This window comes from Pseudodonghicola sp. (assembly GCF_048268305.1).
Classification (GTDB): domain Bacteria; phylum Pseudomonadota; class Alphaproteobacteria; order Rhodobacterales; family Rhodobacteraceae; genus Pseudodonghicola.
The window spans coordinates 241324-266871 of record NZ_JBLWVT010000009.1 but is presented as its reverse complement, the minus strand read 5'-3'; the positions used below and the strand labels follow the sequence as shown (position 1 = coordinate 266871).

Genomic DNA, 25548 nt, shown 5'->3' with positions numbered 1-25548 from the left:
CAGACAAGCCGGAGATTTGCGAATCCGCAATCCTTCCGGCGCCGGGATGCCGAATTCACTCCTCGCCGGCGCGAAGCTGGGTCGAACTGATGTCGACCATGGGCACATTGACGAAACACCAGGCCGGCGGCTGCGCCAGCCCCAGAAGATGGCTCGCCCCTCCCGGGACTCGATAATGCCGGTAAATCCGCGCAGCCGGCGACATCCGCGCCGAAATCCGATCGCCCGGCCGCGCCAATACCCCCACGGGCACCGTATCGGCGATGTCGCGCCAATTCTGCCAGCGGTGCAACTGCGCCAGATTGTCCGCCCCCATCAACCAGACAAAGCGCACGCCCGGATAGCGCGCCCTCAGCGCCGCCAGGGTGTCCGCCGTCGCCCGGGTGCCGAGCCGCGCCTCGATATCGGTGATGCTGACGCGCGGGTGCCGCATGATCGCCTTGGCCCGCGCCATCCGCTCGGGCAAGGGCGCCGGCCCGCGCGTCTTCAACGGATTGCCGGGGCTGACCAGCCACCAGACGCGATCCAACCCGAACCGCTTCAACGCCTCCAGCGTGATATGCACATGTCCCTCATGGGGCGGATCGAAAGATCCCCCCAACAAGCCGACAGACTGCCCGCGCCCGGCGGGGGGAAATCCGCATCTCATGCCCCAACTCCTCTGGCGCGCGACCCTAAGGCCGCCGCTCGACAGGGTCCAGCCGAAACGGGCGGCCTCGCCTCAGGCGTTCTCGCGCCGCTTCATCTGCTGGTGTTCATCCTCGACCATGCCGATCTTCCAATAGCCGGAGATATAGGTATCACCCCGATCCAGCCCCTTTTCCTGATGCAGGAAGGCCCGGAGCGCCTTGATCACCCCGCTTTCGCCGGCGATGCAGGTCTGCACCCGCCCCTCGGGCCAGGGCAGAGACCGGATCAGCGCCTCTTGCGCGGTCGAGGGCTGATGCGGATCGGGCTGGATCAGCCAATGCTGCTCGATCCCCTCGGGCGCGTCGATCTCCTGCCGATCCCCGGGCTCGGTCACCTCGAAGATCGCGACGCCCTTCGCATCGCGCGGCATCGCCTCCAGCGCCGCCGCCGCCACCGGCAGCGCCGACATATCGGCCGCCACCAGATACCAGTCGGCATAGAAATCGCTCATCTTCACCGGGCCCGGCCCCGCCAGGCCGCAGAAATCGCCCGGCTCTGCGCGCAGGGCAAAGGCGCTTGCCGGGCCGCCGTCGCCATGATCGACAAAGTCGACATCCATCTCCAGCACCTCGGGCCGCCAATGCCGCACCGTATAGGTCCGCGTCACCGGCCGTTGCCCCGCGCTCAGCCGCGCCGCGAAGGCATCCCGGGATTCACCGCGCTCCGGCAGGAGGATCTTGCAATTGGCCCCCTCACAGCCCGCCGGAACATTGGCCAGTTCCGGTGCGGTCACCGTCAGACGGATCATGTTGGGGCTGATCCGGCGCTTGGCGATCACCGTCACCACGCGCGCGCCCGGGCGCCGCTGCGCCGGACGCTTCAGATCGAGAATGGGCGGCAGGGGCGTTGCGGACATCACGGTCTCCTTCTCTGCGACGGTGCCGCCCTTTATTTCCGATTATTTCACTCAAGATACAAGGGAGAACCCCAGCCTTCCCCGACCTGCGCCAAAATGCGCCATGACGCCGCTCTTCCCTGCCGGGATCCTCTCCGGGGTGAATGGGCCGCAGGTCAAGAGGAGGCAGAGGGCCCCCTGCCCCGACCACCACATCGCCCCGGGATCCACCGCGGATCCGCCGATAATGCCCTTGCGATATTGCCCTCGCGGCCCGGCTTGGCTACAGACCTAGGTCAACCCGACGCCGATGTCCCTAAGCCGGAGCTGACCAGAATGGCCGCCTATCAATACGTCTATCACATGCAGGGTGTCTCCAAGACCTACCCCGGGGGCAAGAAGTGCTTTGAGAACATCAATCTCAACTTCCTGCCCGGGGTGAAGATCGGTGTGGTCGGCGTCAACGGCGCCGGTAAGTCCACCCTGATGCGGATCATGGCCGGTATCGACAAGGATTTCACCGGCGAGGCCTGGGTCGCCGAGGGCGCCAAGGTCGGCTATCTGCCGCAGGAGCCGCAGCTCGACCCGACGCTGACCGTGCGCGAGAACGTCATGCTGGGGGTAAAGGCCAAGAAGGACATCCTCGACCGCTACAACGAACTCGCCATGAACTACTCGGACGAGACCGCGGACGAGATGGCCCGGCTGCAGGACGAGATCGACAGCCAGAACCTCTGGGATCTGGACAGCCAGGTCGATGTCTCGCTCGAGGCGCTGCGCTGCCCGCCGGACGATGCCGATGTCACCACCCTCTCGGGCGGCGAACGTCGCCGCGTCGCGCTCTGCAAGCTGCTGCTCGAAGCGCCGGAGATGCTGCTCCTCGACGAACCGACCAACCACCTCGACGCCGAGACCATCGCCTGGCTGCAGCAGCACCTGATCGACTACAAGGGCACCATCCTGATCGTCACCCACGACCGCTACTTCCTTGACGATATCACCGGCTGGATCCTCGAACTCGACCGTGGTCGCGGCATCCCCTACGAGGGCAACTATTCCGCCTGGCTGGAACAGAAGACCAAGCGGCTGGCGCATGAGGCCAAGGAAGACAAGGCGCGGCAGAAGACGCTTGAGCGCGAACTCGAATGGATGCGGCAGGGCGCCAAGGCCCGGCAGGCGAAATCCAAGGCGCGGATCCAGGCCTATAACGAGATGGCCGGCCAGTCCGAACGCGAAAAGATCGCCCGTGCCCAGATCGTCATCCCGAACGGCCCGCGCCTGGGGTCGAAGGTGATCGAGGTCGAACATCTGTCGAAGCACATGGGCGACAAGCAACTGATCGAGGATCTGAGCTTCAGCCTGCCGCCCGGCGGCATCGTCGGCGTCATCGGCCCCAACGGCGCCGGGAAATCGACGCTGTTCCGCATGCTGACCGGCCAGTTGGCCCCCGATGCCGGCAACATCGAATATGGCGACACCGTGCAACTGTCCTATGTCGACCAGTCGCGCGACGATCTGAACCCCGACGACAACGTCTGGGAGGCGATCACCGGCGGCGCCGAGGTGATCCAGCTGGGCGACGCCCAGATGAACTCCCGCGCCTATTGCTCGGCCTTCAACTTCAAGGGCGGCGACCAGCAGAAGAAGGTGGGCCTGCTGTCGGGCGGTGAACGCAACCGGGTCCATATGGCGCGGCTGCTGAAAGAGGGCGGCAACGTCCTGCTGCTCGACGAACCGACCAACGACCTCGACGTCGAAACCCTGCGGGCGCTGGAAGACGCGCTGGTCGATTTCGCCGGCTGCGCCGTGGTGATCTCGCACGACCGCTTCTTCCTCGACCGCATCTGTACCCATATCCTCGCCTTCGAGGGCGAGGCCCATGTGGAATGGTTCGAAGGCGACTTCACCTCTTACGAAGAGGACAAGAAGCGCCGCCTGGGACCGGATGCGCTGGAACCCAAGCGGCTGAAGTACAAGAAGTTTACGCGGTAAAGTAAGGGGCCTCGAAGGCCCCTTACTCACTATTTTCTCCAGCAAATCGCTATTGCGATTTGGAGGATCATCAGCAAGACTACCATGTGGTCTAGCGTCATCCTGTGCGGTCCTTTGTTAGATTAAGCACTACAAAGTATGCCCGATGAGGCTAGGCCACTCAAATCCCCGCGAACAACTATGAACATGAAATTCAAAAATTTTTGCCATAATCGCGCCAAAGTTGACGCTGATTAGCGTCATAAATTTGCGATAACCGTTCATGCATGACTCAGTATGACAACCGCACCCTCGACATCTCATCCCTACAAGTCGGCACGGGCCTAACAGGGCGGCGCTTTTGTGAGCTTGTTCAAATAAGCCCAACGACTTTCGCTAAACTAAAAAATGGCCAACCCGTACGAATTGATATTGTCACGAGAATTCTTCACAGCCTCAGCAACTCTCAGTACTCCCGCCATATCAGACAAGAACTTGACCACGCATATCGACGTTCAGGCTTAGATCCTTCCGCTTATAACTATGAAACCAAGCTTCTTTATTTGCTTGAAGAACTTCACGAACAGCTAATGATAATAAGTACTTCAAGCCAATCCATGGACGCACCGAAGGTCGTCCAAAAACTTAATGACATCCGCAGCCTAATCCCTGGCTGCATTCCAAAATTGCACATCGACCGCCACTAAGATTCTGTGAAATAAAGAAAACCGACAGAAACAGAACCTCACGCGGCAAACCTTCACAAACCCACCTCGATCGGCCACACTCGTTCCACGCCCGCAAACGAGTGATCCCATGCCGCGCCTCGCCCTCCTTCTCCCCCTCCTCCTCGCCGCCTGCGGCTGGGTGGATTACGACGCCCTGCCCGAGGGCAGGATCAAGGGAACCGTCTTCGTCATGTGGGTGGGCGAAGGGTCATCGACCGAGGGGGCGGGGAAATTCGTCTATGTCCCCAATCCGCGCGATCCCCTGCGGCTGGAGCGGGGCGAGGGCGCGACCCCGGCCGAGATCCGGCCCGAGATGATCTATACCGACGGTGGCTCGATCCCGAAACCTGGGCAAATGTTCAAGGGGTTCTCGCCCTGGGGCTATGCGCCGGCCTATATGATCCACGACTGGCTGTTCGTGGCGCACCATTGCCTGACCGATGCCGCGACCGATCCCGGCATTCCACTCTCCGAGGCGAAGCTCGCTATCAAGGACATGGATTTCCACGAAAGCGCCGAGATCATCGGCGAGGCGATCAAGGCGCTGATCGCCTCGGGCCAGGTGGCCACGAACGACGTGGCGCCACAGGTGATCTCGGGCGCCGTGGCCGGGCCGATCTCCTACAATCGCTGGACGGTGAAGGGCGCCTGCCCCGCCGATCAGGTGACCGCGGCGCATCGCGCCCAGGCCGAGGCCGCGATCCCCGGCGCGGGTCAGCGTCAGCTGCGGGCGATGACCGATGCCAAGGGGGCGCCGCTGGCGCCCGCGCGGATCATCACCACCCTCAGCTTCTGATCCCCTCCCCCGGCCGAGACCGCGCAGCCGCCGATCGGGAAGAGAAGGAAAAGGCGCTTAGGCCCCGATCCAGCTCAGGATCTGGCGTTCCTGCATGGCGCCCGACTGGCGCTTGACCTCGCGCCCGCCCGAGAATTCCACCATCGTCGGGATGCCACGGATGCCGTATTTCATCCCCGCCGCCTGGTGGTCCTCGGTGTTCAGCTTCACCAGCCGCACCTTGCCCTGCAGCGTCGCCGCCGCCTTGGTGAATTCCGGTGCCATCATCCGGCACGGGCCGCACCACGGCGCCCAGAAATCCGCCACCAGCGGCAGATCGTCATTCTGCGCCGCCTTGGCAAGCATCGCGGGATCGACCTCAACAGGTTTCGAGGGCAACAGGGCTGCGCCGCAGGTGCCGCATTTGGCGCCCGCCATCAGCTTGTCCTCGGGCACCCGGTTCAGCTGGCCGCATTCCAGACAGGTCAGTTTCTTGCCGGCCATCATTCATTCCTTTCAGAAGAAATCACATTCAGGAAACGATATAGGAAAGCGCCGCCCGCGCGACAAGCCATCCCGAAACAACGCCCCCCTCGATTGTGAACGCAGGCCCCGCTTCCCCCATTGACCTCTCGCACCTGGAGGCCAAAATGGAGGAACTGCCCCTATTCGCGATGGTTCACATGCTGACACGCCGCTCCTTTCTCGCCTCCTCCGCCGCCACGGCGGGCAGCGCCTTGCTCTGGCCCGAAACCGCCCCGGCCCAGGAACAGACATACGATCCCACCCCGCAATATGTCTCTGTCCGCCGAGAGTTCCTGCCCGGGCAGATGCTGATCGTGCCGCGCGCCTATTACCTCTATTGGGTGACCGAACCGAAACAGGCGATCCGCTATGGCGTCGGCGTCGGCAAGGCCGGGCTGGAATTCACCGGCGCGGCCACCATCGACCGCAAGCAGAAATGGCCGAGCTGGCGCCCCACCAACGAGATGATCACCCGCAGCCCCGGCACCTTCGCCCGCTTCAAGGGCAACAGCTATGTCCAGCCCGGCGGCCCCGACAACCCGCTGGGGGCCCGGGCGCTCTATCTCTACCAGAACGGCGTTGACACCTATTTCCGCATTCACGGCACCAACCAGCCCGCCAGCATCGGTCAAAGCTGGTCGAACGGCTGTATCCGGATGCTGAACGACAACGTCATCGACCTTTACGATCGGGTGCCGTTGGGCACGATGGTAACCGTGCTGTGACCGGTCGTCCAAGCCCCTCCGGTCAGGACCTGGCGGCACTGCGGCGGAATGAGCACGTCAGAAAAATTCAATATTTTGCCCTCTTGCCAAGTGGCCGAGGTCGTTCCATTTAATCTCCCGCAACGTTACGCTATCGACTCTGCTGCTGCTACAAACAGGCTCAGTCTTCGATCTTGCTACGACCGAGCCTAGCTGCCGCATCCCGCGGGCAGACTTGTAAAACAGGAGAAACGACGATGGCCAACGGCACCGTCAAATGGTTCAATTCCACCAAAGGCTACGGCTTTATTGCGCCCGACGATGGCGGCAAAGACGTGTTCGTGCACATCTCGGCTGTTGAACGTTCTGGCCTGACCGGCCTCGCCGACAACCAGAAGGTCACCTACGATCTGCAATCCGGCCGTGACGGCCGCGAATCCGCGATCAACCTGGAACTGGTGTAAGCCGTCGAGGCCCTCGCCTCGCAAGCTTGAGATTTCGCCCCCTTCCGGCTCGCCGGGAGGGGGTTTTCATTTGCCTCAGCGGCTGAGACCGCCGTGCAGCGTCGGCACATCGAGGCTGGCAAAGCCATAGTGCCGCAGCCAGCGCAGATCGCTGTCGAAGAAGGCGCGCAGATCGGGGATGCCGTATTTCAGCATCGCGATGCGGTCGATCCCCATGCCGAAGGCAAAGCCCTGATAGCGCTCGGGGTCGATGCCGCCGGCCTGCAGAACCTTCGGGTGCACCATGCCGGAACCGAGGATTTCCAGCCAGTCGTCTCCCTCGCCCACCTTCAGCGTGCCGCCCTCCCAGGAGCAGCGGATATCGACCTCGGCCGAGGGTTCGGTGAAGGGGAAGTGCGAGGCGCGGAACCGCAGCTCCACATCGTCGACCTCGAAGAAGGCCTTCACGAATTCCTCCAGCACCCACTTGAGGTTGGCCATGGAGATATCGGTGTCGATCGCCAGCCCCTCGACCTGATGGAACATCGGCGTATGGGTCTGGTCATAGTCGGCGCGATAGACGCCGCCCGGGCAGATGATCCGCAGCGGCGCACCCTGCGCCTCCATCGACCGGATCTGCACCGGAGAGGTATGGGTACGCAGCACATGCGGCGGCCGGTTGTCGCCCGGCGCGCGGTGCATGTAGAAGGTGTCCATCTCGGCCCGCGCGGGGTGATGGCCGGGAATGTTCAGCGCATCGAAATTGTGCCAGTCGGTTTCCACCCGCGGGCCTTCGGCGACGGCAAAGCCCATTTCGGCGAAGATCGCGGTGACCTCTTCGGTGACCTGACTGACCGGGTGAAGCGTGCCCTGACGCCGCGGCCGCGACGGCAGGGTAACATCCAGCCATTCGCTGCGCAGACGTTCGTCCAGCGCCTTATCGGCCAGCCCCGCCTTCTTGGCGGCAAGCGCGCTGTTGATCTCGTCCTTCAGCGCGTTCAGCGCCGGGCCCGCGATCTGCCGTTCCTCCGGCGTCATCTTGCCCAGCTCGCGCATCTTCAGGCTGATCTCACCCTTCTTGCCGACGGCGGCGAGACGGATCGCCTCAAGCGCGGCCTCATCGCCGGCCGCGGCAATCTGCGTCAGATAATTTGCCTTAAGATCGTCCATGGCGCCCTCTGCTGCTTGCTTACGCCCTGCTAGCCCCGCCGCCCCGCGAATGCAAGTCACGCGACGCCCCCATGGACAGCGGGCAGGTCCAGCGCATAGGGTCCGCCACAAGGGAATGCGAAGGAGGAGCGCATGGAAGAGGCAAAACGCGTGTTACGTCACGCGGTAGAGGCGGGCGCGCTGCCCTTTGCGGTGGCGATGGTCGGCAGCTCGAACGGGATCACCCTCAGCACCAGCGCAGGCGAGGCCACCGAGGGCCGCCCGGCAGCCGAGGATACCGTCTTCCGCATCTTCTCGATGTCGAAGGCGATCGGATCGCTTGCCGCGCTGATCCTGATCGACCGTGGTGTGCTGAGCCCCGAAACCCCGGTGGCCGATCTGCTGCCCGACTGGGCCGATCTGCCGGTGCTGGACGGCTGGGATGGCGACGAGCCGATCCTGCGGCCACAGCGCAGCGTCGCAACGCTCAGGCATCTGGCAACCCATACCAGTGGCATCGAATACGAATTCTGGAACGCCGATGTGGCGAATTACCTCGCCACCCGCGACCGGCCGCCGGCCCTGTCTGGGCTCGCGGACGGGCTGCGTTATCCGCTGACCTCCGATCCCGGCACCCGCTGGGGCTATGGGCTGTCCATCGACTGGCTGGGCCGCATGGTCGAGGCCGCCGACGGCCGCCGCATCGACACCTTCTGCCGCGAGGAGATTTTCGAGCCGCTCGGCATGACCGACACGGTTTTCGAACCCGAAGGGCGCGAGCATCGGCTTGCCGACGTGAAGATGCGCACCGAGGACGGCGCCTTCCGCCCCACCCGCCTGTCGCCGCCGGCGCAGCCCGAGGTCTATGGCATGGGCCACGCGCTCTATTCCACCGCGCCCGACTACATGCGCTTTCTGCGCATGGTTCTGAACGGCGGAGAGCTGGACGGCGCCCGCCTCCTGTCGCCCGAGACCATGGCGCTGATGATGCAGGACCAGATGCGAGGGCTGAGCTTCGAGAGGATGACCACGGCGGCGCCGCCGGTCAGCGCCGATGTCGATCTTTTCCCCGACACCAGGGTAACCCATTCGATGGCCTTCCTGCGCAACGAGGCCGATATCCCCGGCCGCCGCAGCGCCGGTTCGCTATCCTGGGCGGGAGTCTGCAACACCCATTACTGGATCGACCCGGCCCGCGACACTTGCGCGGTGCTGATGACGCAATCCCTGCCCTTCCTCGATCCGGCGATGGCCGCGACCTACGAGGCCTTCGAACGGGCGGTCTATGCCGGCCACTGAGCGACGCAGCAGCGCGGCCGAGCGTCACCCCTGGCTGGTCTTGCTGGGGTTGGCGCTCGGGCTTTGCATCACCAACGGCTTCGCACGGTTCGCCTATGGCCTCCTGCTGCCGGCGATGAAGGCCGAGATGGGCTGGAGCTATGCCCAGGCCGGTTGGCTCAATACCGCCAATGCGCTGGGATATCTCGCCGGCGCGGTGGCGACGATGATCCTGATCGGCCGGATCAGCGCCGCCCGGCTGTTCAGCATCGGCCTGGTCACCACCACCCTGGCCCTGCTGGCGACCGGGCTGGATCCGGCGCTCTGGTGGCAAACGCTGTGGCGGGTGCTGGCGGGGGTTTTCGGCGCGCTGTCCTTCTCGACCGGCGGGGCGCTGGCGGCGCAGCTCTTTCCCGACAACCCGCGCAAGAACGCGCTGGCGATCGCCTTTCTGTTCGGCTTCGGCGGCGGTTCCGGGATCATGCTGGCGGGGGTGGCGCTGCCCCTGATGCTGGGCTGGTACGGCCCCGAGAGCTGGCCCATGGGCTGGATTCTGGTCGGTCTGGCCTGCGTCGTCTTCGTGCCACTGTCGCTCTGGGCCGGAGAGAGCCTGCGGCCCCCCAAGACAGCAACCCGACCGGCCAAGGCATCGCTGCCGGTCCTGCGCATGCTGCCCGAGATCGCCGGCTACGCCGCCTTCGGCATGGGCTATATCGTCTATATGACCTTCCTCAGCGCCTGGATGACCGAACAGGGATCGGGCGCCGGGCTGATTGCTTCGGTCTGGGCGCTCTTGGGCCTGTGCCTGTGCCTGTCGCCCTTCGTCTGGCGGCCGATCTTCGCCCGGTTTGCCACCGGCGTGCCGCTGGCGCTGATCCTGATCTGCATCGCCGTGGGTTCGGCCCTGGCGGTGGTGTTTCCCGCCGGCCCCGGGCTGGCTGTCTCGGCGGTGGTCTTCGGGCTCTCGGTCTTCATGGCGCCCGGGGCGGTGACCAACTTCACCCGCCAGAACCTGACGCCGGCAAGCTGGGGCGCTGCGATCAGCCTTTACACCGTGGTCTTTGCGGTGTCGCAGACCATCGGGCCGGTGGCGGCGGGCTGGCTGGGGGACGCGACCGGCGACATCGGCAACGGGCTGCTCTGGGCCGCCGGAGTGCTGAGCACGGGCGCCCTGGTGGCGCTGGCGCAACGGCGGATCGGCGACGATCCGATCTGATGCGCCACACCTTTGCCCAAACGAAAAAGGCCGCCCACAGGGCGGCCTTTCCGTAACCTCTCAGGCGCTGGCTCAGGCGGCCAGGGCACCCTTGGCTTGCTCGACGATCGCACCGAAAGCGGCGGGCTCGTGTACGGCCAGATCAGCCAGAACCTTCCGGTCCACCTCGATCCCGGCTTTCGCCAGACCGTTGATGAAGCTCGAATAGGTCAGCGATTCATCATAGGCACGCACGGCGGCGTTGATGCGCTGGATCCACAGAGCGCGGAAGTTGCGCTTGCGCGCCTTCCGGTCGCGGGTTGCATATTGGTTCGCCTTGTCAACGGCCTGACGCGCAACCTTATAGGTGCTCTTGCGGCGGCCATAATAGCCTTTCGCAGCCTGGATGACTTTCTTGTGGCGGGCGTGGGTCGTGGTACCACCTTTAACGCGGGACATCTCTCGAACCTCCTATTAGCGGTCGTAGGGCATGTAGCCCTTGACGATCTTGGCGTCGGGGGCGGACATTGCGGTGGTGCCGCGGGCGTTGCGGATGAATTTCTTGGTACGTTTGATCATCCCGTGGCGCTTACCGGCCTGAGCGGTGATGACCTTGCCGGTCGCGCTCACCTTGAAGCGCTTTTTGGCGCTCGACTTCGTCTTCATCTTGGGCATTTCCGTCTCCTGTATTTTTCGGGTCGGTTACAAACGCGACTCGGCATGCCGCTTGGGCCGGTCGCGCGGTCAGGAGGGCCGTTTAGGCAAATCCTGCCGGTCTGACAAGAGGCCGGAGCGCGGTTTTATCGGGTTTTTCGCCAATTCTCGACCACAGGGGCCCGGTTCAGCGAAAATACCTGCCGATCACTCCGAAAAACACATCCGGCAGTTGCTCCAGCGTATAGCCGCCCGGATGGGCGACATAGGCATAGACCATCGCCCCGCCCCCGATCAGCAGGGCCACCGTCGGCGCGCGCAAGCGCCGCTCATCGCTGAAGGCCGAGACCAACGCCGGTATCGCAAAGAAGACGACGACCAGCCCCAGAACGAGAATAAGATCGGTGTCCATGCCGCGCTCCCTGCTTCTCCAAGCCCTAGCCGGGATCGGTGGTATAGATCAACCTTTCGTCGCAGGGGGCGATCCGCAGAATGTTCGTCGTGCCCGCCATGTTGAAGGGAACCCCGGCGACGACCACGATCTGATCCTCAGGCGTGGCAAAGCCACCGCTGCGGGTGGCGCGCACCGCGCTGATCACCGCGCCACGGAATCGCTCCAACTCTTCGGTGATCACACAATTGCAGCCCCAGCTCAGGCACAGCCGCCGGGCGGTGCCAAGCAGGCTGGTCATGGCGATGATCGGCACGCCGGGGCGTTCCCGCGCGGTCAAGAGCGCGGTGGCCCCCGACTGGGTGAAACAGCAGATCGCCTTGATATCGGTGGTCTCGGCGATCTCGCGGGCGGCGGCGACGATGGCATCGGCGATCGAATGCCCGTCGCTCCGGCGCGAGGCGGCCAGGATCGAGGGGTAATTGGGATCGGCCTCCACCTCGGTGGCGACATTGTCCATCGTCTGCACCGCCTCGACCGGATAATGGCCGGCGGCGGATTCAGCGCTGAGCATGATGGCGTCGGTGCCCTCGTAGATGGCGGCGGCCACGTCCGAGACCTCGGCCCGGGTGGGCATCGGGCTTTCGATCATGCTTTCCAACATCTGGGTCGCCACGATCACCGGCTTGGCGGCGGCGCGGCATTGGCGGATCAGGCGTTTCTGGATCGGCGGCACCTTCTGCACCGGCAGTTCCACCCCAAGATCGCCGCGCGCCACCATGATCCCGTCGGAAACAGCGAGGATTTCACCGAAGCGTTCCACCGCAGTGGGTTTCTCGATCTTGGCGAGGATCGCCGCCCGCCCCTTGGCGAGCGCCCGCGCCTCGGCCACATCCTCGGCCCGCTGCACGAAGGAGAGCGCCAACCAGTCGACGCCCAGCGCGCAGACGAATTCCAGATCCGCCCGGTCCTTTTCCGACAGCGCCGCCAGCGGCAACACCACATCCGGAACGTTCACCCCCTTGCGATTGGAAATCTCGCCCCCCGCGATCACCGTGCAATCGGCGAAATCGTCACCGCAGGCCTCGACCTTCAGGCGGATCTTGCCATCGTTGACCAGCAGTGTGGCGCCGGGCTCCAGCGCCTGGAAAATCTCTGGATGCGGCAGGCAGACGCGGGTGATGTCGCCTTCGGCCGGGTCCAGATCGAAGCGAAAGGCGGCGCCGTCCTGCAGCGCATGGGGACCGTCGGCAAAGGTGCCGACACGCAGCTTCGGCCCCTGCAGATCGGCCAGGATGGCGATCGGGCTGCCCAGATCGCGCTCCACCTCGCGGATGATGTAATGTTTGGCCCGGATGTCGTCGTGACTGCCATGGCTCATGTTCAGCCGGAAGACGTCGGCGCCGGCCTCATGCAGGGCGCGGATGGTGTCGTAAGTATCGGATGCCGGTCCCAGGGTGGCCACGATCTTCACGTTGCGCTGCCGTCTCATCTGCCTCTCCTTGCAGTCTTGCGCAGTGATCCGCCATCATCGACGACGGGCCGCGCGTTCCCGTGCCCTACTCTCTTTGCCCAATTCCCATTCGGGCACAACTCACCTAAAGATGGGGACAAAGCGATGACAGGCCAATGACATATATCCCCTATTTCCTAGAAGGCGAAACCCGTCCCGGCCGTTGGCTGATCACTTGTGATCACGCCGCCAATACCGTGCCACCGCAGGTGGGCGGCGGCGACCTAGGGCTGCCGCGCACGGATATGGAGCGTCACATTGCCTATGACGTCGGCGCCTGGGGCGTATCGCGGCATCTGGGCACCCTGCTGGACGGTCCGGTGATCGGCACCAATTTCTCCCGCCTGGTGATCGACCCCAACCGGGGCGAGGACGACCCGACGCTGGTGATGAAACTTTACGACGGCTCGGTGATCCCGGCCAACCGCGACGCCGATGCGGCAGAAGTCGAACGCCGGCTCGACCTCTGCTATCGCCCCTATCACCGCGCGGTCGCCCGATTGGCCGCCCTGCCCCATACGGTGATCCTGGCGATGCATTCCTTCACCCGGCAATTGCGCGGCCGCGATCCCCGGCCCTGGCACATCGGCATCCTGCACGCGGGCGAAACCCGGCTGGCGGGGCCGCTGCTGCGGCTGTTGCGGGCCGAGACCGATCTGGTGGTGGGCGAGAACCAGCCCTATGGCGGCCATCTGCCCGGCGATTCGATCGATCAGCATGCGCTCAGGCAGGGCCGGCCCAATGTGCTGATCGAGATCCGCAACGACCTGATCGCCGATGAGCTGGGTCAACAGGACTGGGCCGAGCGGCTGGCCCCGATCCTGACCCGCGCGCTGGAGGAGGCCGGGCTCTGACAGCGACGCCGGGTCCGGAATTTTGCAAAAATTCCGCACCGTTTTCTTTGCACGAAAACGCCCCCCGCCCGCCGGACAGGTGACAGAGGCCCCCGGAGCGCCTAGATCGGAAGTCAGCAACAGGGGAGCCCGGAACCATGGACCACCAGACCGAGATCGAACTTCAGGCCGCCGCCTTCCGCGCGCTGCGCGAGCATCTGATGGTGAAACGACCGGATGTGCAGAACATCGACCTGATGAACATGGCGGGCTTCTGCCGCAACTGCCTGAGCCGCTGGTATCAGGAGGCCGCCAACGCACGCGGCGTCGAGATGACCAAGGACGAGGCGCGCGAGATCTTCTACGGCATGCCCTATGACGACTGGAAGGCGCAGAACCAGACCGAGGCCGACGCCGGCAAGCAGGCGGCCTTCAAACAGGCCTTCGCGGACAATGTGGGCGCGCCCAAGGACTGAGACATCAAGCCGCCCGAACCGGCCCCAAACCGACATCGAACTGACATCGTGTCCTGCGTCCGCCTGTGCTAAGCTGGCTCCGCAGAGGAACGGAGGTCCGCAATGCGCGCGATGGTTTTCGAACGGGTCGGTCAGCCCCTGACCCTCAAGGACATTCCCCGCCCCGAGCCGGGACCCGGACAGATCCTGATCCGGGTCGAGGCCTGCGGTGTCTGCCGCACCGACCTGCATATCGTCGATGGCGAGTTGACCCATCCGAAACTGCCGCTGGTGCCGGGGCATGAGGTCGTCGGCCGCGTCGCCGCGCTCGGCCCCGGGGTCGAGGGGTTTGCCGAAGGCCAGCGCGTCGGCGTGCCCTGGCTGGGCCATGCCTGCGGCCATTGCCCCTATTGCGACATGGGGCGGGAAAACCTCTGCGACGAGCCGCTCTTCACCGGCTACACCTTTGACGGCGGCTATGCCGAATATTGCCTGGCGCACACCGATTTCACCTTTCCCCTGCCCGAGGATGCCGACCCGGTGGCGCTGGCGCCGCTGCTCTGCGCCGGGCTGATCGGCTATCGCAGCCTGTCGAAGGCGGGTGCGGCGAAGGTGCTGGGGCTTTATGGCTTCGGGGCGGCGGCGCATATCCTCTGCCAGATCGCCATCCACCAGGGCCGCCGGGTGCTGGCCTTCACCCGCGACGGCGATCAGGCGGCGCAGGACTTCGCCCGCCGTCTGGGCGCGGTCTGGGCCGGCGATTCCTCTGCCCCCTCGCCCGAACCGCTGGATGCCGCGATCATCTTCGCCCCGGTCGGCGCGCTGGTGCCGGCGGCGCTGAAATCGCTGCGCAAGGGCGGTCGCGTGGTCTGCGGCGGCATCCACATGAGCGATATCCCGGCCTTTCCCTATGACGATCTCTGGGAAGAACGCGAGATCGTCTCGGTCGCCAATCTGACGCGGGCCGACGGCGAGGAGTTCTTTCCGCTCGCGGCAGAGGCGCAGGTGAAGACGGAGACCGTGTCCTATCCGCTGGACCAGGCCAATGCCGCGCTCGACGATCTGCGCGCCGGCCGGTTGCAGGGGGCCGCGGTGCTGGTGCCCTGAGGCAGCGAGGCCGTCGCAGCCCAGCTTCTGCGAAGCGCTGCACAGGGTCTGTTCGCGCAGGCGCCTTATCCACAGGCGCCCGGCGCGCTACATCTGGGGCAACGCAGCCCCTTGAGGAGAGGCCTGAGATGACGACCCTGATGCCTACCTATTTCATTTCGCACGGCGGCGGCCCCTGGCCCTGGATTCCGGACATGGCCGCGCATCTGGCGCCGCTGGCGCAATCGCTGGCCCATATGCCGGCCGAGCTGCCGAGCAAGCCCAAGGCGGTCCTGATGATCTCCGGCCATTGGGAGGCAGACGATTTCGCCGTGATGCACTCGGCGCATCCGCCGATGGTCTATGACTATTACAACTTCCCGCCGCATACCTACGAGATCAAGTATTCGGCCCCCGGCGCCCCGGCGCTGGCGGAAAAGGTCGCGGGTCTAATCGCCGGCGCCGGCCTGCCCACCCATCTGGATGACCAGATGGGATATGATCACGGCACCTTCGTGCCGATGGCGCTGATGTACCCCGAGGCCGACATGCCGCTGTTCCAGGTCTCGATCCGGCACGATTTCGACCCCGCCAAGCATGTCGCGCTGGGACGCGCGCTGGCGCCGCTGCGGGAAGAGGGCGTGCTGATCGTGGGCTCTGGCCTCAGCTATCACAACCTGCGGGAATTCGGGCCGCGCGCCCGCATCCCCTCGGCCGAGTTCGACAGCTGGCTGAACCAGACCCTGGCCCTGCCCCCGACCGAGCGGACCGAGGCGATCCTGAACTGGGAACAGGCGCCCTATGCCCGCAAGTGCCATGCGCGTGAAGATCATCTGGTCCCCCTCTTTGCAGCCCTCGGCGCGGCAGAGGACGCCCCGGTCAGCCGCACCTATCACCAGACCAATATCTTCGGCGGCGTCACCGCCTCGAGCTTCAGGTTCGGCTGATCCGGCCATACCAACGGGGTGATACGGCAGGCACCGACGCAAGAGACAAGCAAGGGGCGGCAAGGCCCCTTGCCACCCCCGGGGCGCCTAAGAGCGCCACAAACCTGGCGAGCGCCGGCCATTGCACCAGCACGACGCCCGCCGTCACCAGACCGACCCCGACGAGCCGCGCCGTCTCGACCGGACGAACCGGGAGGCCGACGCCGCCGAAATGGTCGATGGCCACCGAGGCGATGACCTGCCCGGCGATCACCGCCGTCATGAAGCCCGCCGCCCCCAGCCGCGGCACCAGCAGGATGGCCGCCGTCACATAGATCACCCCCGCGACACCGCCGAGCCAGACCCATTTGGGCTGTTCGGCCAACGCGCCGATGCTTGGCAGCGGAACCCGCAGGGCAATCAACGCGGGAATGATGCAAAGCACGCTGATCGCCAGCGACACCAGGGTCGCCCACAGCGGATGGCCCAGCGCTCGCCCGGTTCGGCTTTCGCGCTGGCGACGCCCTGCGTCGGGCCGCCGATCTGAGCGGAGGCGAACGCCTGCGCGCGGGCCTCGCCTGCACCCTCGGCGCGACCCCGCCGCCGATGCTGCTGATCCTGGACGAACCCACCAACCACCTCGATCTCGACGGCATCGCGGCGCTCGAAGCCGCGCTCTCGGCCTATGACGGGGCGCTGCTGGTGATCAGTCACGACAAGGCGTTTCTGCAGGCGCTGGAGCCGCACCGAACCATCGCCCTGACAGGCTGACAGCCGGCCCCATGACTGAGGCGGAGACCCGCCCATATCGGCGCCAATCGAGTGGTGTCCAGGGCGATTGCCCATGCGATCCTCTGACACCTCGGTCGTCGCGCCTGGCGTCGCTCACCTCCGGCTGCCGATACGAGCAAAAGGTGAAAAGTACAGAGACCATTATCCAGATTTGCGGCCCTCCAACACAAGCGGATGGTTAGTTCGCACATTTATGCATCAATTATGCATCAATATTTAAATAAAACTTTACGCGTGTCAGATTCTGATGGATCACTACACAACCATAGAGAAGCATCTCCTCAAGAGTTGAACCATCGCGGTGGCGTTATTCGTTTCTCAGTATACCAGTTTTAGTTGAGCCATCGTCCTCGGGTATAGTGAGGTAAACATGGCAATTATTTCTGTAGATCTTGGAACTTCCGATCAGGTTATCACAGATACGGACGGCGCCGAGACGACATTTGTTGATATCTCGGCACTGGGATCGCACACGCTGACGATCGACGGGGCCAATGTAGAGCTCCAATCCATTGCCAATGTCACCGCCCTTTCGAACCCGACATTCAATACCATAAACGGGGCTGAGCTGACCGTCAGGCTCGGGGTTCTCGATATCAGTGCCCTGTCCTCCTTCACCTTCGGCGTCGGCGACACATCGACCGTTGTTATTGACGCCAGTACCGTCACTACGGTCGCCAGCCTCCTGAATGCCTATAATGTGGTCTACTCCGGCTCCGAGGCCGGGAATTTCGTCTATGATCCCTCTGTCAGCCTGCTGTCCACCGTCGTCTTCAATGTTTCCGGCATGGCCGCTGGCGACAGCTTAAGCATCACCGGCATCTCCAACAACCTGTCGATATCAAGCTATGATCAGAACAACCAAACTCTGACACTGCATTACGGCAGCTACACCGGCCTTCTGGTGCAGAGCGTCTGGGTCGACGTTTCGGGTGTAACCCCTGAGGATTACGCGGCAATAACCGCCTCACTCAATGATAGCGATCCCTCGAACGACCTGATCACCGCCGATACATTCACCTTCCCTTCCACGAACGTCATCTGCTTCACCCGCGGCACTCGGCTTGAGACCCCCCGTGGCAGCATCCCGATCGAAGAGCTGACGGAGGGCGAACTGGTCCACACCCTGGATCACGGCCCGCAGCCAATCCGCTGGATCGGCTCGGTCAAGATCACCTCAGACCAGCTGCAACTGTCCGAGAAAATCCGCCCGATCCGCATCCAGGCCGGAGCCCTTGGCAGGGGGGTGCCGCAGACCGATCTCGTGGTGTCCCCGCAACATCGCCTCCTGATCCGCTCCCCAATCGCCCAGAGGATGTTCGGGGAACCCGAGGTGTTGCTGTCGGCCAAAACGCTCTTGCGCGCCGACGGCATCGAAATCGTGCAGGAGCTGGAGGAGGTCTGGTATTTCCATATCCTCTTCGACCGGCATGAGGTGCTGATCGCAAACGGAACCGCGGCGGAATCTCTCTATACCGGCCCCATGGCGCTGCAGGCGCTCTCACCGAAGGCGCAGGCCGAAATCTTCCGCCTGTTCCCCACCTTTCGAGAGCAGGGCCGCATGCCCCCACCGGCCCGGCCGCTGATCTCCGGGCGGCAGGCCCGCCAGCTGACGGCGCGCCACCTGAAGAACGACAAGGCCTTCGTCGCCGATCGGCACATCGGCCATGACGCCGAGAAAGCATCGGTTGCCTGACGCCCCCCCGAAGACACAACAAAAAGGGGCGGATCAATGCCCGCCCCTTCCCGGTCCCGATCAAATCGGATCAGATCGCCGAGTTGCGGCTTTCCTCGATATAGATTTCGCGCAGCCGCTTGGCCACCTTGCCCGGCTTGCCGTCGCCCAGCGCCACGCCGTCGACTTCGACGATCGGCATCACGAAGGCCGAGGCCGAGGTATAGAAGGCCTCGTCCGCCGATTGCGCCTCGGCGATGGTGAAGGGGCGCTCCTCGATCACCATCTGCGCCTCCCGCGCCATCCGCAGCACCGAGCCGCGGGTGATCCCGTGCAGGATGTCATGCGACAGGTCGCGGGTGATGATCTTGCCGCCCTTCACGATATAGCAATTGTTCGACGAGCCTTCGGTGACATAGCCGTCCTCGACGAACCAGGCATCGTCCTTGCCTTCCTTCTCGGCCGCCATCTTCGCCATCGAGGCATAGAGCAGCTGCACGGTCTTGATGTCGCGGCGATGCCAACGCAGATCGGGAACCGAGATCACCTTGATGCCCTTGTCGGCCTTGGGATCCTCGACCAGACCCGGCTTGGACTGGGTATAGAGCACCACGGTCGGCGGGGTGCCGGCCGGCGGGTAATGGAAATCGCGATCGCCGGCATTGCCCCGGGTCACCTGCAGATAGACGCCGCCCTCTTCGACACCGTTCAGCTCGATCAGCTTGCGGTGAATCTCCAGCCATTCGTCGCGGGTGATGTCGCAGACCATCTCCAGCTCTTTCAGCGACCGTTGCAGACGCGCCATATGGCCGTCGAACTCGGTCAGCTTGCCATCGAGCACACAGGTGACCTCATAGACCGCATCGCCCATGACAAAGCCGCGGTCGAAGATCGACACCTGGGCCTCTTCCTCGGGCAGATAGGTTCCGTTCAGATAGACAGTCCGGCTCATTTCGCGTTCCTAACCTTTGTCCTTCGCGCCCTCCCCCGGGGTCTGGCCAAGGGCGGGTGATATGATGAATTCCGAAAGGGGTCTCTCAGCCCCAAAGCGCCGCATCCGGCGGATGCACACCCTTGTCGTCGAAGCACAGCGCATGGTCGCGGTCTTCTGCCAACAGAAGCGGCCCGTCAAGGTCCACCACCGCCGCGCCCTGTGCCACCAGCGTCGCCGGCGCCATGGCGAGCGAGCTGCCCACCATGCAGCCCACCATGACCTTGTAGCCCTCGGCCAACGCCGCCTGACGCAGGGCCAGCGCCTCGGTCAGCCCGCCGGTCTTGTCGAGCTTGATGTTGATCACATCGTACTTGCCCTTCAGCCCGGGCAGCGAGGCGCGGTCATGGCAGCTCTCATCGGCGCAGACCGGCACCGGGCGTTCCATTCCGATCAGCGCCTCGTCCTGCGAGGCCGGCAGCGGCTGTTCGACCAGCTGCACCCCCAGCCGCACCAGATGCGGCGCCAGATCGGCATAGACCTCGGCCGACCAGCCCTCGTTGGCGTCGACGATGATCCGGGACTTCGGCGCGCCGGCGCGTACCGCTTCCAGCCGCGGCATGTCGTCCGGCGTGCCGAGCTTGATCTTCAGAAGCGGGCGGAAGGCGTTCTTGGCGGCCTGCGCCTGCATCGCCTCGGGGGTGTCCAGCGACAGCGTATAGGCGGTGATCTCCGGCCCCGGCGCGGCCAGCCCCGCCAATTCCCAGACCCGTTTGCCGGCACTCTTGGCTTCCCAGTCCCACAGCGCGCAATCGACGGCGTTGCGGGCGGCCCCCGCCGGCAGCAGGTCGTAAAGCGCCGCGCGGGTCACATCCGACGGCAGTCCGCGGATTTCCTCTTCGACGCTGTCCAGCGTCTCGTCATAACGGGCATAGGGCACGCATTCGCCCCAGCCGGTGATGCCGTTCCGGGTCACCCGCACCGTCAGCACCTTGGCTTCGGTGCGCGACCCGCGGCTGATGGTGAATACCTGCGCCAGCTTGAAGACGTCGCGCGTCACGTCGATGGTCATCCGGTCCCCCTGTCGGGACACCTGCGGGCGCCCCCTCTTCACTTGAAACGTCAATCCCCCGAAGGGGCGCGGACGCGCCGCCGATCGCGGCACGCCCCCTGTCTTCTTCTCGGCCCGAAGGTCAGATCGCGGCCAGCGCATCCACCAGCTTGCCCGCACCATAGCGGAACGGGTCGGTCGCCGGCAGGCCCATCTCGGCCTCGAGCTTGGCGAGATAGGCCTGTGCCTCGTCCTCGCCCATGTGCTGGGTATTGACCGAGATCCCGGCCACCACGCAGGCGGGGTTGGCAACCTGCGCCAGCTTCAGCGCCACGTCGCGCAGATCTTCCAGCGACGGCAGGGTATAGCCCGGCAGGCCGCGCATATGCGGGCGGGTCGGCTCGTGGCAGAGGACCAGCGCATCCGGCTGACCGCCATGCACCAGCGCCAGCGTCACGCCGGAATAGGAAACGTGGAACAGCGAGCCCTGGCCTTCGATCAGATCCCAATGCTCGGGGTCGTTGTTCGGGGTCAGATATTCGATCGACCCGGCCATGAAATCGGCGATCACCGCATCGAGCGGCACGCCGCCGCCGGTGATCAGGATGCCGGTCTGGCCGGTGGCGCGGAAGGTCGACTGCATGCCGCGGGCGCGCATTTCGGCATCCATCGCCAGCGCGGTGTACATCTTGCCCACCGAACAGTCGGTGCCGACGGCCAGGCAGCGTTTGCCGGTCCGTTTCACGCCATTGGCGATCGGATATTGCACGGTCGGGATGCGCACATCGTGCAACTTCCGGCCGGTGGCTTCGGCCACGGCGACCAGGTCAGGTTCGTTGCGCAGCAGGTTGTGCAGGCCGGAGGCGAGATCGAAGCCCTCTTCCAGCGCCGCGACCAGCACTTTTTTCCATTCCTGGCTGATGATGCCGCCACGGTTGGCGACGCCGATCACCAGCGTCTTGGCTCCGGCGGCCTTGGCTTCGGCGAGGCTCATGTCGGCCAGGCCCAGATCGGCCTTGCAGCCTTCCATGCGGAACTGGCCCACAGCATTCTCCGGGCGCCAGTCCTTGATGCCCTGCGCCACCTTGGCGGCGAGTTGGTCGGGAGCGTCGCCCAGGAACAGCAGATACGGGGTCTCGATCATTGCGCATGTCTCCATCGTTATTCCCGATTACGCTAGCGAAATAAAAGCCGGAATGTATCGCGTTTTCCACGATGCATTCGCGAATATGCGCAAGATTCTTCACCAGTTCGACAAAAATGAAGAATATTTACGCAAGTCCGCCAGAAAGCCGCGAATCTCCTCCAGCCTTTCGCCCGTGCGGAAATTTCTGCATCCGCACAATCTCCTTGCAGGAAGAGACGCAATTTAATACGCCCAGAGCCAGAAAAATAGCAACATCATTACCCGGAGGGTTCCGTCCATGAGCTTTCGCATCCAGCCCGCCGCCCCGGCGCGCCCCAATCGCTGCCAGTTGTTCGGCCCCGGCTCGCGCCCGGCACTGTTTCCCAAGATGGCGGCCAGCGCCGCCGATGTGATCAACCTCGACCTCGAAGATTCGGTGGCCCCCTCCGACAAGGCTTCCGCCCGCGCCAATATCATCCAGGCGATTTCCGAGATCGACTGGGGCACCAAGACCCTCTCGGTGCGGATCAACGGGCTCGACACCCCCTATTGGTATCGTGATGTGGTCGACCTGCTGGAGCAGGCGGGCGAGCGGCTCGATCAGATCATGATCCCGAAAGTCGGCTGCGCCGCCGACGTCTATGCGGTCGACGCGCTGGCCACCGCAGTGGAAACCGCCAAGGGCCGCAGCAAGAAGATCAACTTCGAGGTGATCATCGAATCGGCCGCCGGCATCGCCCATGTGGAAGAGATCGCCGCCAGCTCGCCCCGCCTCGTCGCCATGAGCCTCGGCGCCGCCGACTTTGCCGCCTCGATGGGGATGCAGACCACCGGCATCGGCGGCACCCAGGAAAACTATTACATGCTGCGCGAGGGCGCAAAGTACTGGTCGGATCCCTGGCATTGGGCCCAGGCTGCCATCGTCGCCGCCTGCCGCACCCATGGGGTGCTGCCGGTCGACGGGCCGTTCGGCGATTTCTCGGACGATGACGGCTTCCGCGCCCAGGCGCTGCGGTCCGCGACGCTGGGCATGGTCGGAAAATGGGCGATCCACCCGAAACAGGTGGCCCTGGCCAACGAGGTCTTCACCCCGTCCGAGGCCGCCGTGGCCGAGGCGCGCGAAATCCTCGCCGCGATGGAAGACGCCAAGGCGCGCGGCGAAGGCGCCACCGTCTACAAGGGCCGTCTGGTCGATATCGCCAGCATCAAGCAGGCCGAGGTGATCGTCGCCCAGGCCGAGCTGATCGCCGGCAAGTGAGCCCGACCAGGCCGCAAGCGATTTCGGGGGGCGTCCGACCGGCGCCCCCTTTTTCATTGAGGATCACATGGCCGATCTCACCCTGATCCATACCGCTGAGGTGCATCGCGCCACCTTCGACCGGCTTGCGGCCCGCGTCGCCCCCGGGGCGCACCTTGCCCATGTCGTGCGGCCCGACTGGCTGGCGCGCGCGCAGGGCGGCATCGGCGCCGATCTGGCGGCAGAGATCACCGAAACCATCCGCACCGCGCCGGGCCGGGTGCTTTGCACCTGCACCACGCTGGGGCCGCTGGCGGCCGAGGCAGGCGCGATTCGCATCGACGCGCCAATGATGGCGCAGGCCGCGCGGATCGGCGGGCCGGTCCTGATGGCCTTTTGCCTGGAGAGCACCCGCACGCCGTCGCGGACGCTGCTGGAGGCCGCCTTTGCGGCCGCCGGAAAGGCCTCCGATCTGCGCCTGCTCGACCTCAGCGCGGCCTGGCGCCTGTTCGAGACGGGGCAAACCGAAAGCTTTGCCGCCACCTTGGCCGCAGGGATCGCCGAGGCGCTGCGGACAGCCCCGGAAATCGCCTGCGTGGTGCTGGCGCAGGCCTCGATGGCCGGGGCGGCGGCCCATCTGAAAACGGCGGTCCCGGTGCTCAGCTCGCCCGAAACCGCCCTGCGCGCCGCGCTCGAGCTGGAATAGCCCGGCTTACTTCCAGCCGAAGACCTCGTCCGGCACCCATTTCAGCTTTTCCCCGGACTTGCCCCATTTCATCATCAGGCAAGCGCTGCCGTATTTCTGGAAATAGGCGAAATCCAGCGGATACCAGCCAGCCTTGGGCACCTCGACCTCGACCCGCTGATTGGCCTCGCAGCCCTGGCGGCCGTCGAAATCGCCGACCACCGCACCGCCGATCCGCGCCGCGACGCCATCGTTCGACCAGGTCTCGATCTCATAGACACCCGGCGCGTCGAAACGGATGAAGCCGGTGATCGCCGCCGCGACGTTGAAGGCCTGGCTGTGGGTCAGAACCGGATCACCTTCGTTGGTGTCGCGATAGTCGAGCCCCTTCAACGGCTGGCCAGGCTTGGCAGAATTCAGCATCTGCAGCGCCATCGACATGCTCTGGATCTTCTGCGGCGGCGGGCCGAGATAGGCGTATTTCACCGCCAGCCCCGGTTTCAGCCCGGAGGGCTGCGGCTCGGCCGGGGTCAATTTCAGCGGCGCTGCGACGGCCGCAACAGCCCCCAAGGCCCAGGCGGCCAAGGCCGCGACACTTGCGATCTTCATGCTAGGCATCCCTTTTCGCGACCGGCCCGGCCGGTCCTGACCATATCCTGAGCCTAGGCAGGCCGGCGTTCCCGGGCAAGCCCCTTGCGCGGATCAGGCCCGGGCATCCTTGGGCGAATCCATCACCACATAGGAGGTGATCGAGGTGACATGCGGCAGCGTGCCCAACACATCGGTATGAAACCGCTTGTAGGACGGCAGATCGGCGCATTCGACGCGCAGCAGATATTCGATGGTGCCGGTGACATTATGGCATTCCACCACCTCAGGCGCCCGCGCCACCGCGCGCTCAAAGGCCTCCTGCGCCGCCTTGGTGTGTTCGCCCAGCCCCACCCCCAGATAGGCGGTGAAACCGATCCCCATGGCCGCAGGGTTCAGCACCGCCCGATAGCCGGCGATCACCCCCGCGCGTTCCAGCTCCTGCACCCGACGCAGGCAGGCGGAGGGCGACAGCCCCACCCGTTCGGCCAGATCGAGATTGCTGATCCGCCCGTCGCGCGTCAGCTCTCGCAATATCCAGTGGTTTATTTGATCCATCTTCGTCATTTGTTGCGCATCTTTCGCTGCGGAACAACAAAACGCAATTTAATTCCGGCGCTGATGCGCAAGATTCCACGCCATGACCTACGATCTCTTCCTCGCGCTCGCGCTCTTTGCCCTCGTCTCCTCGATCACCCCGGGGCCGAACAACCTGATGCTGATGGCCTCGGGCGCCAATTTCGGCTTTCGCCGCACGCTGCCCCATATGCTGGGGATCGGGCTGGGCTTCACCTTCATGGTGTTGATGGTCGGCGCCGGGCTGGCGCAGGTCTTCGACGCCGTGCCCTACAGCTATGCGGGCCTGAAGATCGTCTCGGTCGCCTATCTGCTGTGGCTGGCGTGGAAAATCGCCCATGCCGCCCCGATCCAGACCGGAGAGAGCAACGGCCGCCCCTTCAGCTTCCTGCAGGCCGCCGCCTTCCAATGGGTCAACCCCAAGGCCTGGGCGATGGCCCTGACCGCGATCAGCGCCTATACCCCCGACCATTCGATCGGCGCGACGCTGCTGGTGGCGCTGGTCTTCGGCGCGATCAACCTGCCCTCGATCAGCACCTGGACCGTTCTCGGCCAACAGATGGCCCGCCTCCTGACCAACCCGCGCCGGTTGACGGCCTTCAACTGGACCATGGCGGCCATGCTGGTCGCTTCGCTCTATCCGGTGCTCAGGGCCGTCTGAGGCCAGGCAGCGCCGGCAAAACCGGCTCATCGTCGCGACACCGCCCCCGTGCCTTCCCAGACAGGTCGCCCCCGG

The 25548-nt window shown here is 64.7% G+C and carries 28 protein-coding genes and 1 pseudogene; 15 read left to right on the top strand and 14 right to left on the bottom strand.

Annotated features, from left to right (window positions below):
* Positions 1 to 55 precede the first annotated feature (55 nt).
* Positions 56 to 649: a nicotinate-nucleotide adenylyltransferase gene (locus ACN0V4_RS18000; RefSeq protein ID WP_417678649.1), complete on the bottom strand. Its 594-nt coding sequence runs from the start codon at positions 647 to 649 to the stop codon at positions 56 to 58.
* Between the two features lie 72 nt (positions 650 to 721).
* On the bottom strand, positions 722 to 1546 hold the full coding sequence (locus tag ACN0V4_RS17995; protein WP_417678647.1) for a siderophore-interacting protein: 825 nt from the start codon (positions 1544 to 1546) through the stop codon (positions 722 to 724).
* A gap of 315 nt (positions 1547 to 1861) precedes the next feature.
* Here ACN0V4_RS17995 and ettA point away from each other — a divergent pair, with 315 nt between their 5' ends.
* The gene (gene ettA, locus ACN0V4_RS17990; protein WP_417678645.1) at positions 1862 to 3517 is read left to right on the top strand and encodes an energy-dependent translational throttle protein EttA; all 1656 of its coding nucleotides are present in this window, start codon (positions 1862 to 1864) and stop codon (positions 3515 to 3517) included.
* Between the two features lie 795 nt (positions 3518 to 4312).
* The gene (locus ACN0V4_RS17985; RefSeq protein ID WP_417678643.1) at positions 4313 to 5020 is read left to right on the top strand and encodes a hypothetical protein; all 708 of its coding nucleotides are present in this window, start codon (positions 4313 to 4315) and stop codon (positions 5018 to 5020) included.
* A 57-nt stretch (positions 5021 to 5077) separates the two neighbouring features.
* Here ACN0V4_RS17985 and trxC read toward each other — a convergent pair whose 3' ends face one another.
* Entirely contained in the window at positions 5078 to 5503 is a 426-nt protein-coding gene (trxC, locus tag ACN0V4_RS17980; protein WP_417678641.1) for a thioredoxin TrxC, read from the bottom strand.
* A 179-nt stretch (positions 5504 to 5682) separates the two neighbouring features.
* On the opposite strand from trxC, the gene ACN0V4_RS17975 reads away from it, so the two are divergent.
* Both ACN0V4_RS17975 and ACN0V4_RS17970 read left to right on the top strand, forming a co-directional pair.
* Complete coding sequence (locus ACN0V4_RS17975; RefSeq protein WP_417678689.1) at positions 5683 to 6249, top strand: L,D-transpeptidase; 567 nt, start codon at positions 5683 to 5685, stop codon at positions 6247 to 6249.
* Positions 6250 to 6485: 236 nt separating this feature from the next.
* Positions 6486 to 6692, top strand: a complete 207-nt coding sequence (locus tag ACN0V4_RS17970; protein ID WP_417678639.1) for a cold-shock protein — start codon at positions 6486 to 6488, stop codon at positions 6690 to 6692.
* 75 nt (positions 6693 to 6767) lie between these two features.
* On the opposite strand, the gene pheS is transcribed toward ACN0V4_RS17970, so the two are convergent.
* A complete protein-coding gene (gene pheS, locus ACN0V4_RS17965) occupies positions 6768 to 7841 on the bottom strand; it encodes a phenylalanine--tRNA ligase subunit alpha (RefSeq protein ID WP_417678637.1) in 1074 nt (357 codons plus the stop codon).
* Positions 7842 to 7973: 132 nt separating this feature from the next.
* On the opposite strand from pheS, the gene ACN0V4_RS17960 reads away from it, so the two are divergent.
* On the top strand, positions 7974 to 9119 hold the full coding sequence (locus ACN0V4_RS17960; protein ID WP_417678635.1) for a serine hydrolase domain-containing protein: 1146 nt from the start codon (positions 7974 to 7976) through the stop codon (positions 9117 to 9119).
* The gene (locus ACN0V4_RS17955) at positions 9106 to 10314 is read left to right on the top strand and encodes a YbfB/YjiJ family MFS transporter (RefSeq protein ID WP_417678633.1); all 1209 of its coding nucleotides are present in this window, start codon (positions 9106 to 9108) and stop codon (positions 10312 to 10314) included. The genes ACN0V4_RS17960 and ACN0V4_RS17955 overlap by 14 nt, the downstream gene beginning before the upstream one ends.
* Before the next feature lie 72 nt (positions 10315 to 10386).
* On the opposite strand, the gene rplT is transcribed toward ACN0V4_RS17955, so the two are convergent.
* The 4 genes from rplT to pyk all read right to left on the bottom strand — a co-directional run bounded on the left by rplT (position 10387) and on the right by pyk (position 12830).
* On the bottom strand, positions 10387 to 10752 hold the full coding sequence (gene rplT / locus ACN0V4_RS17950) for a 50S ribosomal protein L20 (protein WP_417678631.1): 366 nt from the start codon (positions 10750 to 10752) through the stop codon (positions 10387 to 10389).
* A gap of 15 nt (positions 10753 to 10767) precedes the next feature.
* Positions 10768 to 10968: a 50S ribosomal protein L35 gene (rpmI, locus tag ACN0V4_RS17945; protein WP_417678629.1), complete on the bottom strand. Its 201-nt coding sequence runs from the start codon at positions 10966 to 10968 to the stop codon at positions 10768 to 10770.
* 166 nt (positions 10969 to 11134) lie between these two features.
* On the bottom strand, positions 11135 to 11359 hold the full coding sequence (locus ACN0V4_RS17940) for a hypothetical protein (protein ID WP_417678627.1): 225 nt from the start codon (positions 11357 to 11359) through the stop codon (positions 11135 to 11137).
* A 25-nt stretch (positions 11360 to 11384) separates the two neighbouring features.
* Entirely contained in the window at positions 11385 to 12830 is a 1446-nt protein-coding gene (pyk, locus tag ACN0V4_RS17935) for a pyruvate kinase (RefSeq protein WP_417678625.1), read from the bottom strand.
* Positions 12831 to 12967: 137 nt separating this feature from the next.
* Here pyk and ACN0V4_RS17930 point away from each other — a divergent pair, with 137 nt between their 5' ends.
* From ACN0V4_RS17930 to ACN0V4_RS17915, 4 genes are all read left to right on the top strand, one after another.
* The gene (locus ACN0V4_RS17930) at positions 12968 to 13705 is read left to right on the top strand and encodes an N-formylglutamate amidohydrolase (protein WP_417678623.1); all 738 of its coding nucleotides are present in this window, start codon (positions 12968 to 12970) and stop codon (positions 13703 to 13705) included.
* Between the two features lie 137 nt (positions 13706 to 13842).
* Complete coding sequence (locus ACN0V4_RS17925; RefSeq protein WP_417678621.1) at positions 13843 to 14160, top strand: DUF1244 domain-containing protein; 318 nt, start codon at positions 13843 to 13845, stop codon at positions 14158 to 14160.
* Positions 14161 to 14262: 102 nt separating this feature from the next.
* Complete coding sequence (locus ACN0V4_RS17920; protein ID WP_417678619.1) at positions 14263 to 15246, top strand: zinc-dependent alcohol dehydrogenase family protein; 984 nt, start codon at positions 14263 to 14265, stop codon at positions 15244 to 15246.
* 128 nt (positions 15247 to 15374) lie between these two features.
* A complete protein-coding gene (locus ACN0V4_RS17915; RefSeq protein ID WP_417678617.1) occupies positions 15375 to 16172 on the top strand; it encodes a DODA-type extradiol aromatic ring-opening family dioxygenase in 798 nt (265 codons plus the stop codon).
* On the opposite strand, the gene ACN0V4_RS17910 is transcribed toward ACN0V4_RS17915, so the two are convergent.
* A complete protein-coding gene (locus ACN0V4_RS17910) occupies positions 16159 to 16614 on the bottom strand; it encodes a DMT family transporter (RefSeq protein WP_417678615.1) in 456 nt (151 codons plus the stop codon). The genes ACN0V4_RS17915 and ACN0V4_RS17910 overlap by 14 nt on opposite strands.
* 26 nt (positions 16615 to 16640) lie before the next feature.
* Here ACN0V4_RS17910 and ACN0V4_RS17905 point away from each other — a divergent pair.
* A pseudogene (locus ACN0V4_RS17905) lies at positions 16641 to 16922 on the top strand (ABC transporter ATP-binding protein); the annotation flags it as partial.
* Positions 16923 to 17313: 391 nt separating this feature from the next.
* Entirely contained in the window at positions 17314 to 18639 is a 1326-nt protein-coding gene (locus tag ACN0V4_RS17900) for a Hint domain-containing protein (protein WP_417678613.1), read from the top strand.
* Positions 18640 to 18709: 70 nt separating this feature from the next.
* On the opposite strand, the gene ACN0V4_RS17895 is transcribed toward ACN0V4_RS17900, so the two are convergent.
* From ACN0V4_RS17895 to dgcN, 3 genes are all read right to left on the bottom strand, one after another.
* Positions 18710 to 19570 (bottom strand): D-amino-acid transaminase, encoded by an 861-nt coding sequence (locus ACN0V4_RS17895; RefSeq protein WP_417678611.1) that lies wholly within the window; start codon positions 19568 to 19570, stop codon positions 18710 to 18712.
* Between the two features lie 85 nt (positions 19571 to 19655).
* On the bottom strand, positions 19656 to 20621 hold the full coding sequence (gene dgcA / locus ACN0V4_RS17890; RefSeq protein WP_417678609.1) for an N-acetyl-D-Glu racemase DgcA: 966 nt from the start codon (positions 20619 to 20621) through the stop codon (positions 19656 to 19658).
* Positions 20622 to 20742: 121 nt separating this feature from the next.
* Positions 20743 to 21744 (bottom strand): N-acetyltransferase DgcN, encoded by a 1002-nt coding sequence (gene dgcN, locus ACN0V4_RS17885; protein ID WP_417678607.1) that lies wholly within the window; start codon positions 21742 to 21744, stop codon positions 20743 to 20745.
* Between the two features lie 280 nt (positions 21745 to 22024).
* On the opposite strand from dgcN, the gene ACN0V4_RS17880 reads away from it, so the two are divergent.
* On the top strand, positions 22025 to 22984 hold the full coding sequence (locus ACN0V4_RS17880; RefSeq protein ID WP_417678605.1) for an L-malyl-CoA/beta-methylmalyl-CoA lyase: 960 nt from the start codon (positions 22025 to 22027) through the stop codon (positions 22982 to 22984).
* 67 nt (positions 22985 to 23051) lie between these two features.
* Complete coding sequence (locus ACN0V4_RS17875; protein WP_417678603.1) at positions 23052 to 23669, top strand: hypothetical protein; 618 nt, start codon at positions 23052 to 23054, stop codon at positions 23667 to 23669.
* Positions 23670 to 23675: 6 nt separating this feature from the next.
* Here ACN0V4_RS17875 and ACN0V4_RS17870 read toward each other — a convergent pair whose 3' ends face one another.
* Positions 23676 to 24257: a PA14 domain-containing protein gene (locus tag ACN0V4_RS17870; protein WP_417678601.1), complete on the bottom strand. Its 582-nt coding sequence runs from the start codon at positions 24255 to 24257 to the stop codon at positions 23676 to 23678.
* 93 nt (positions 24258 to 24350) lie between these two features.
* Complete coding sequence (locus ACN0V4_RS17865) at positions 24351 to 24803, bottom strand: Lrp/AsnC family transcriptional regulator (RefSeq protein ID WP_417678599.1); 453 nt, start codon at positions 24801 to 24803, stop codon at positions 24351 to 24353.
* 73 nt (positions 24804 to 24876) lie between these two features.
* Here ACN0V4_RS17865 and ACN0V4_RS17860 point away from each other — a divergent pair, with 73 nt between their 5' ends.
* The gene (locus tag ACN0V4_RS17860) at positions 24877 to 25473 is read left to right on the top strand and encodes a LysE family translocator (protein ID WP_417678597.1); all 597 of its coding nucleotides are present in this window, start codon (positions 24877 to 24879) and stop codon (positions 25471 to 25473) included.
* Positions 25474 to 25548 lie beyond the last annotated feature (75 nt).

What these genes read in the sequence shown, in the direction of transcription:
- ACN0V4_RS18000 (WP_417678649.1), bottom strand. Translation starts at nt 649, where the DNA reads ATGAGATGCGGATTTCCCCCCGCCGGGCGCGGGCAGTCTGTCGGCTTG.
- ACN0V4_RS17995 (WP_417678647.1), bottom strand. Translation starts at nt 1,546, where the DNA reads ATGTCCGCAACGCCCCTGCCGCCCATTCTCGATCTGAAGCGTCCGGCG.
- ettA (WP_417678645.1), top strand. Translation starts at nt 1,862, where the DNA reads ATGGCCGCCTATCAATACGTCTATCACATGCAGGGTGTCTCCAAGACC.
- ACN0V4_RS17985 (WP_417678643.1), top strand. Translation starts at nt 4,313, where the DNA reads ATGCCGCGCCTCGCCCTCCTTCTCCCCCTCCTCCTCGCCGCCTGCGGC.
- trxC (WP_417678641.1), bottom strand. Translation starts at nt 5,503, where the DNA reads ATGGCCGGCAAGAAACTGACCTGTCTGGAATGCGGCCAGCTGAACCGG.
- ACN0V4_RS17975 (WP_417678689.1), top strand. Translation starts at nt 5,683, where the DNA reads ATGCTGACACGCCGCTCCTTTCTCGCCTCCTCCGCCGCCACGGCGGGC.
- ACN0V4_RS17970 (WP_417678639.1), top strand. Translation starts at nt 6,486, where the DNA reads ATGGCCAACGGCACCGTCAAATGGTTCAATTCCACCAAAGGCTACGGC.
- pheS (WP_417678637.1), bottom strand. Translation starts at nt 7,841, where the DNA reads ATGGACGATCTTAAGGCAAATTATCTGACGCAGATTGCCGCGGCCGGC.
- ACN0V4_RS17960 (WP_417678635.1), top strand. Translation starts at nt 7,974, where the DNA reads ATGGAAGAGGCAAAACGCGTGTTACGTCACGCGGTAGAGGCGGGCGCG.
- ACN0V4_RS17955 (WP_417678633.1), top strand. Translation starts at nt 9,106, where the DNA reads ATGCCGGCCACTGAGCGACGCAGCAGCGCGGCCGAGCGTCACCCCTGG.
- rplT (WP_417678631.1), bottom strand. Translation starts at nt 10,752, where the DNA reads ATGTCCCGCGTTAAAGGTGGTACCACGACCCACGCCCGCCACAAGAAA.
- rpmI (WP_417678629.1), bottom strand. Translation starts at nt 10,968, where the DNA reads ATGCCCAAGATGAAGACGAAGTCGAGCGCCAAAAAGCGCTTCAAGGTG.
- ACN0V4_RS17940 (WP_417678627.1), bottom strand. Translation starts at nt 11,359, where the DNA reads ATGGACACCGATCTTATTCTCGTTCTGGGGCTGGTCGTCGTCTTCTTT.
- pyk (WP_417678625.1), bottom strand. Translation starts at nt 12,830, where the DNA reads ATGAGACGGCAGCGCAACGTGAAGATCGTGGCCACCCTGGGACCGGCA.
- ACN0V4_RS17930 (WP_417678623.1), top strand. Translation starts at nt 12,968, where the DNA reads ATGACATATATCCCCTATTTCCTAGAAGGCGAAACCCGTCCCGGCCGT.
- ACN0V4_RS17925 (WP_417678621.1), top strand. Translation starts at nt 13,843, where the DNA reads ATGGACCACCAGACCGAGATCGAACTTCAGGCCGCCGCCTTCCGCGCG.
- ACN0V4_RS17920 (WP_417678619.1), top strand. Translation starts at nt 14,263, where the DNA reads ATGCGCGCGATGGTTTTCGAACGGGTCGGTCAGCCCCTGACCCTCAAG.
- ACN0V4_RS17915 (WP_417678617.1), top strand. Translation starts at nt 15,375, where the DNA reads ATGACGACCCTGATGCCTACCTATTTCATTTCGCACGGCGGCGGCCCC.
- ACN0V4_RS17900 (WP_417678613.1), top strand. Translation starts at nt 17,314, where the DNA reads ATGGCAATTATTTCTGTAGATCTTGGAACTTCCGATCAGGTTATCACA.
- ACN0V4_RS17895 (WP_417678611.1), bottom strand. Translation starts at nt 19,570, where the DNA reads ATGAGCCGGACTGTCTATCTGAACGGAACCTATCTGCCCGAGGAAGAG.
- dgcA (WP_417678609.1), bottom strand. Translation starts at nt 20,621, where the DNA reads ATGACCATCGACGTGACGCGCGACGTCTTCAAGCTGGCGCAGGTATTC.
- dgcN (WP_417678607.1), bottom strand. Translation starts at nt 21,744, where the DNA reads ATGATCGAGACCCCGTATCTGCTGTTCCTGGGCGACGCTCCCGACCAA.
- ACN0V4_RS17880 (WP_417678605.1), top strand. Translation starts at nt 22,025, where the DNA reads ATGAGCTTTCGCATCCAGCCCGCCGCCCCGGCGCGCCCCAATCGCTGC.
- ACN0V4_RS17875 (WP_417678603.1), top strand. Translation starts at nt 23,052, where the DNA reads ATGGCCGATCTCACCCTGATCCATACCGCTGAGGTGCATCGCGCCACC.
- ACN0V4_RS17870 (WP_417678601.1), bottom strand. Translation starts at nt 24,257, where the DNA reads ATGAAGATCGCAAGTGTCGCGGCCTTGGCCGCCTGGGCCTTGGGGGCT.
- ACN0V4_RS17865 (WP_417678599.1), bottom strand. Translation starts at nt 24,803, where the DNA reads ATGACGAAGATGGATCAAATAAACCACTGGATATTGCGAGAGCTGACG.
- ACN0V4_RS17860 (WP_417678597.1), top strand. Translation starts at nt 24,877, where the DNA reads ATGACCTACGATCTCTTCCTCGCGCTCGCGCTCTTTGCCCTCGTCTCC.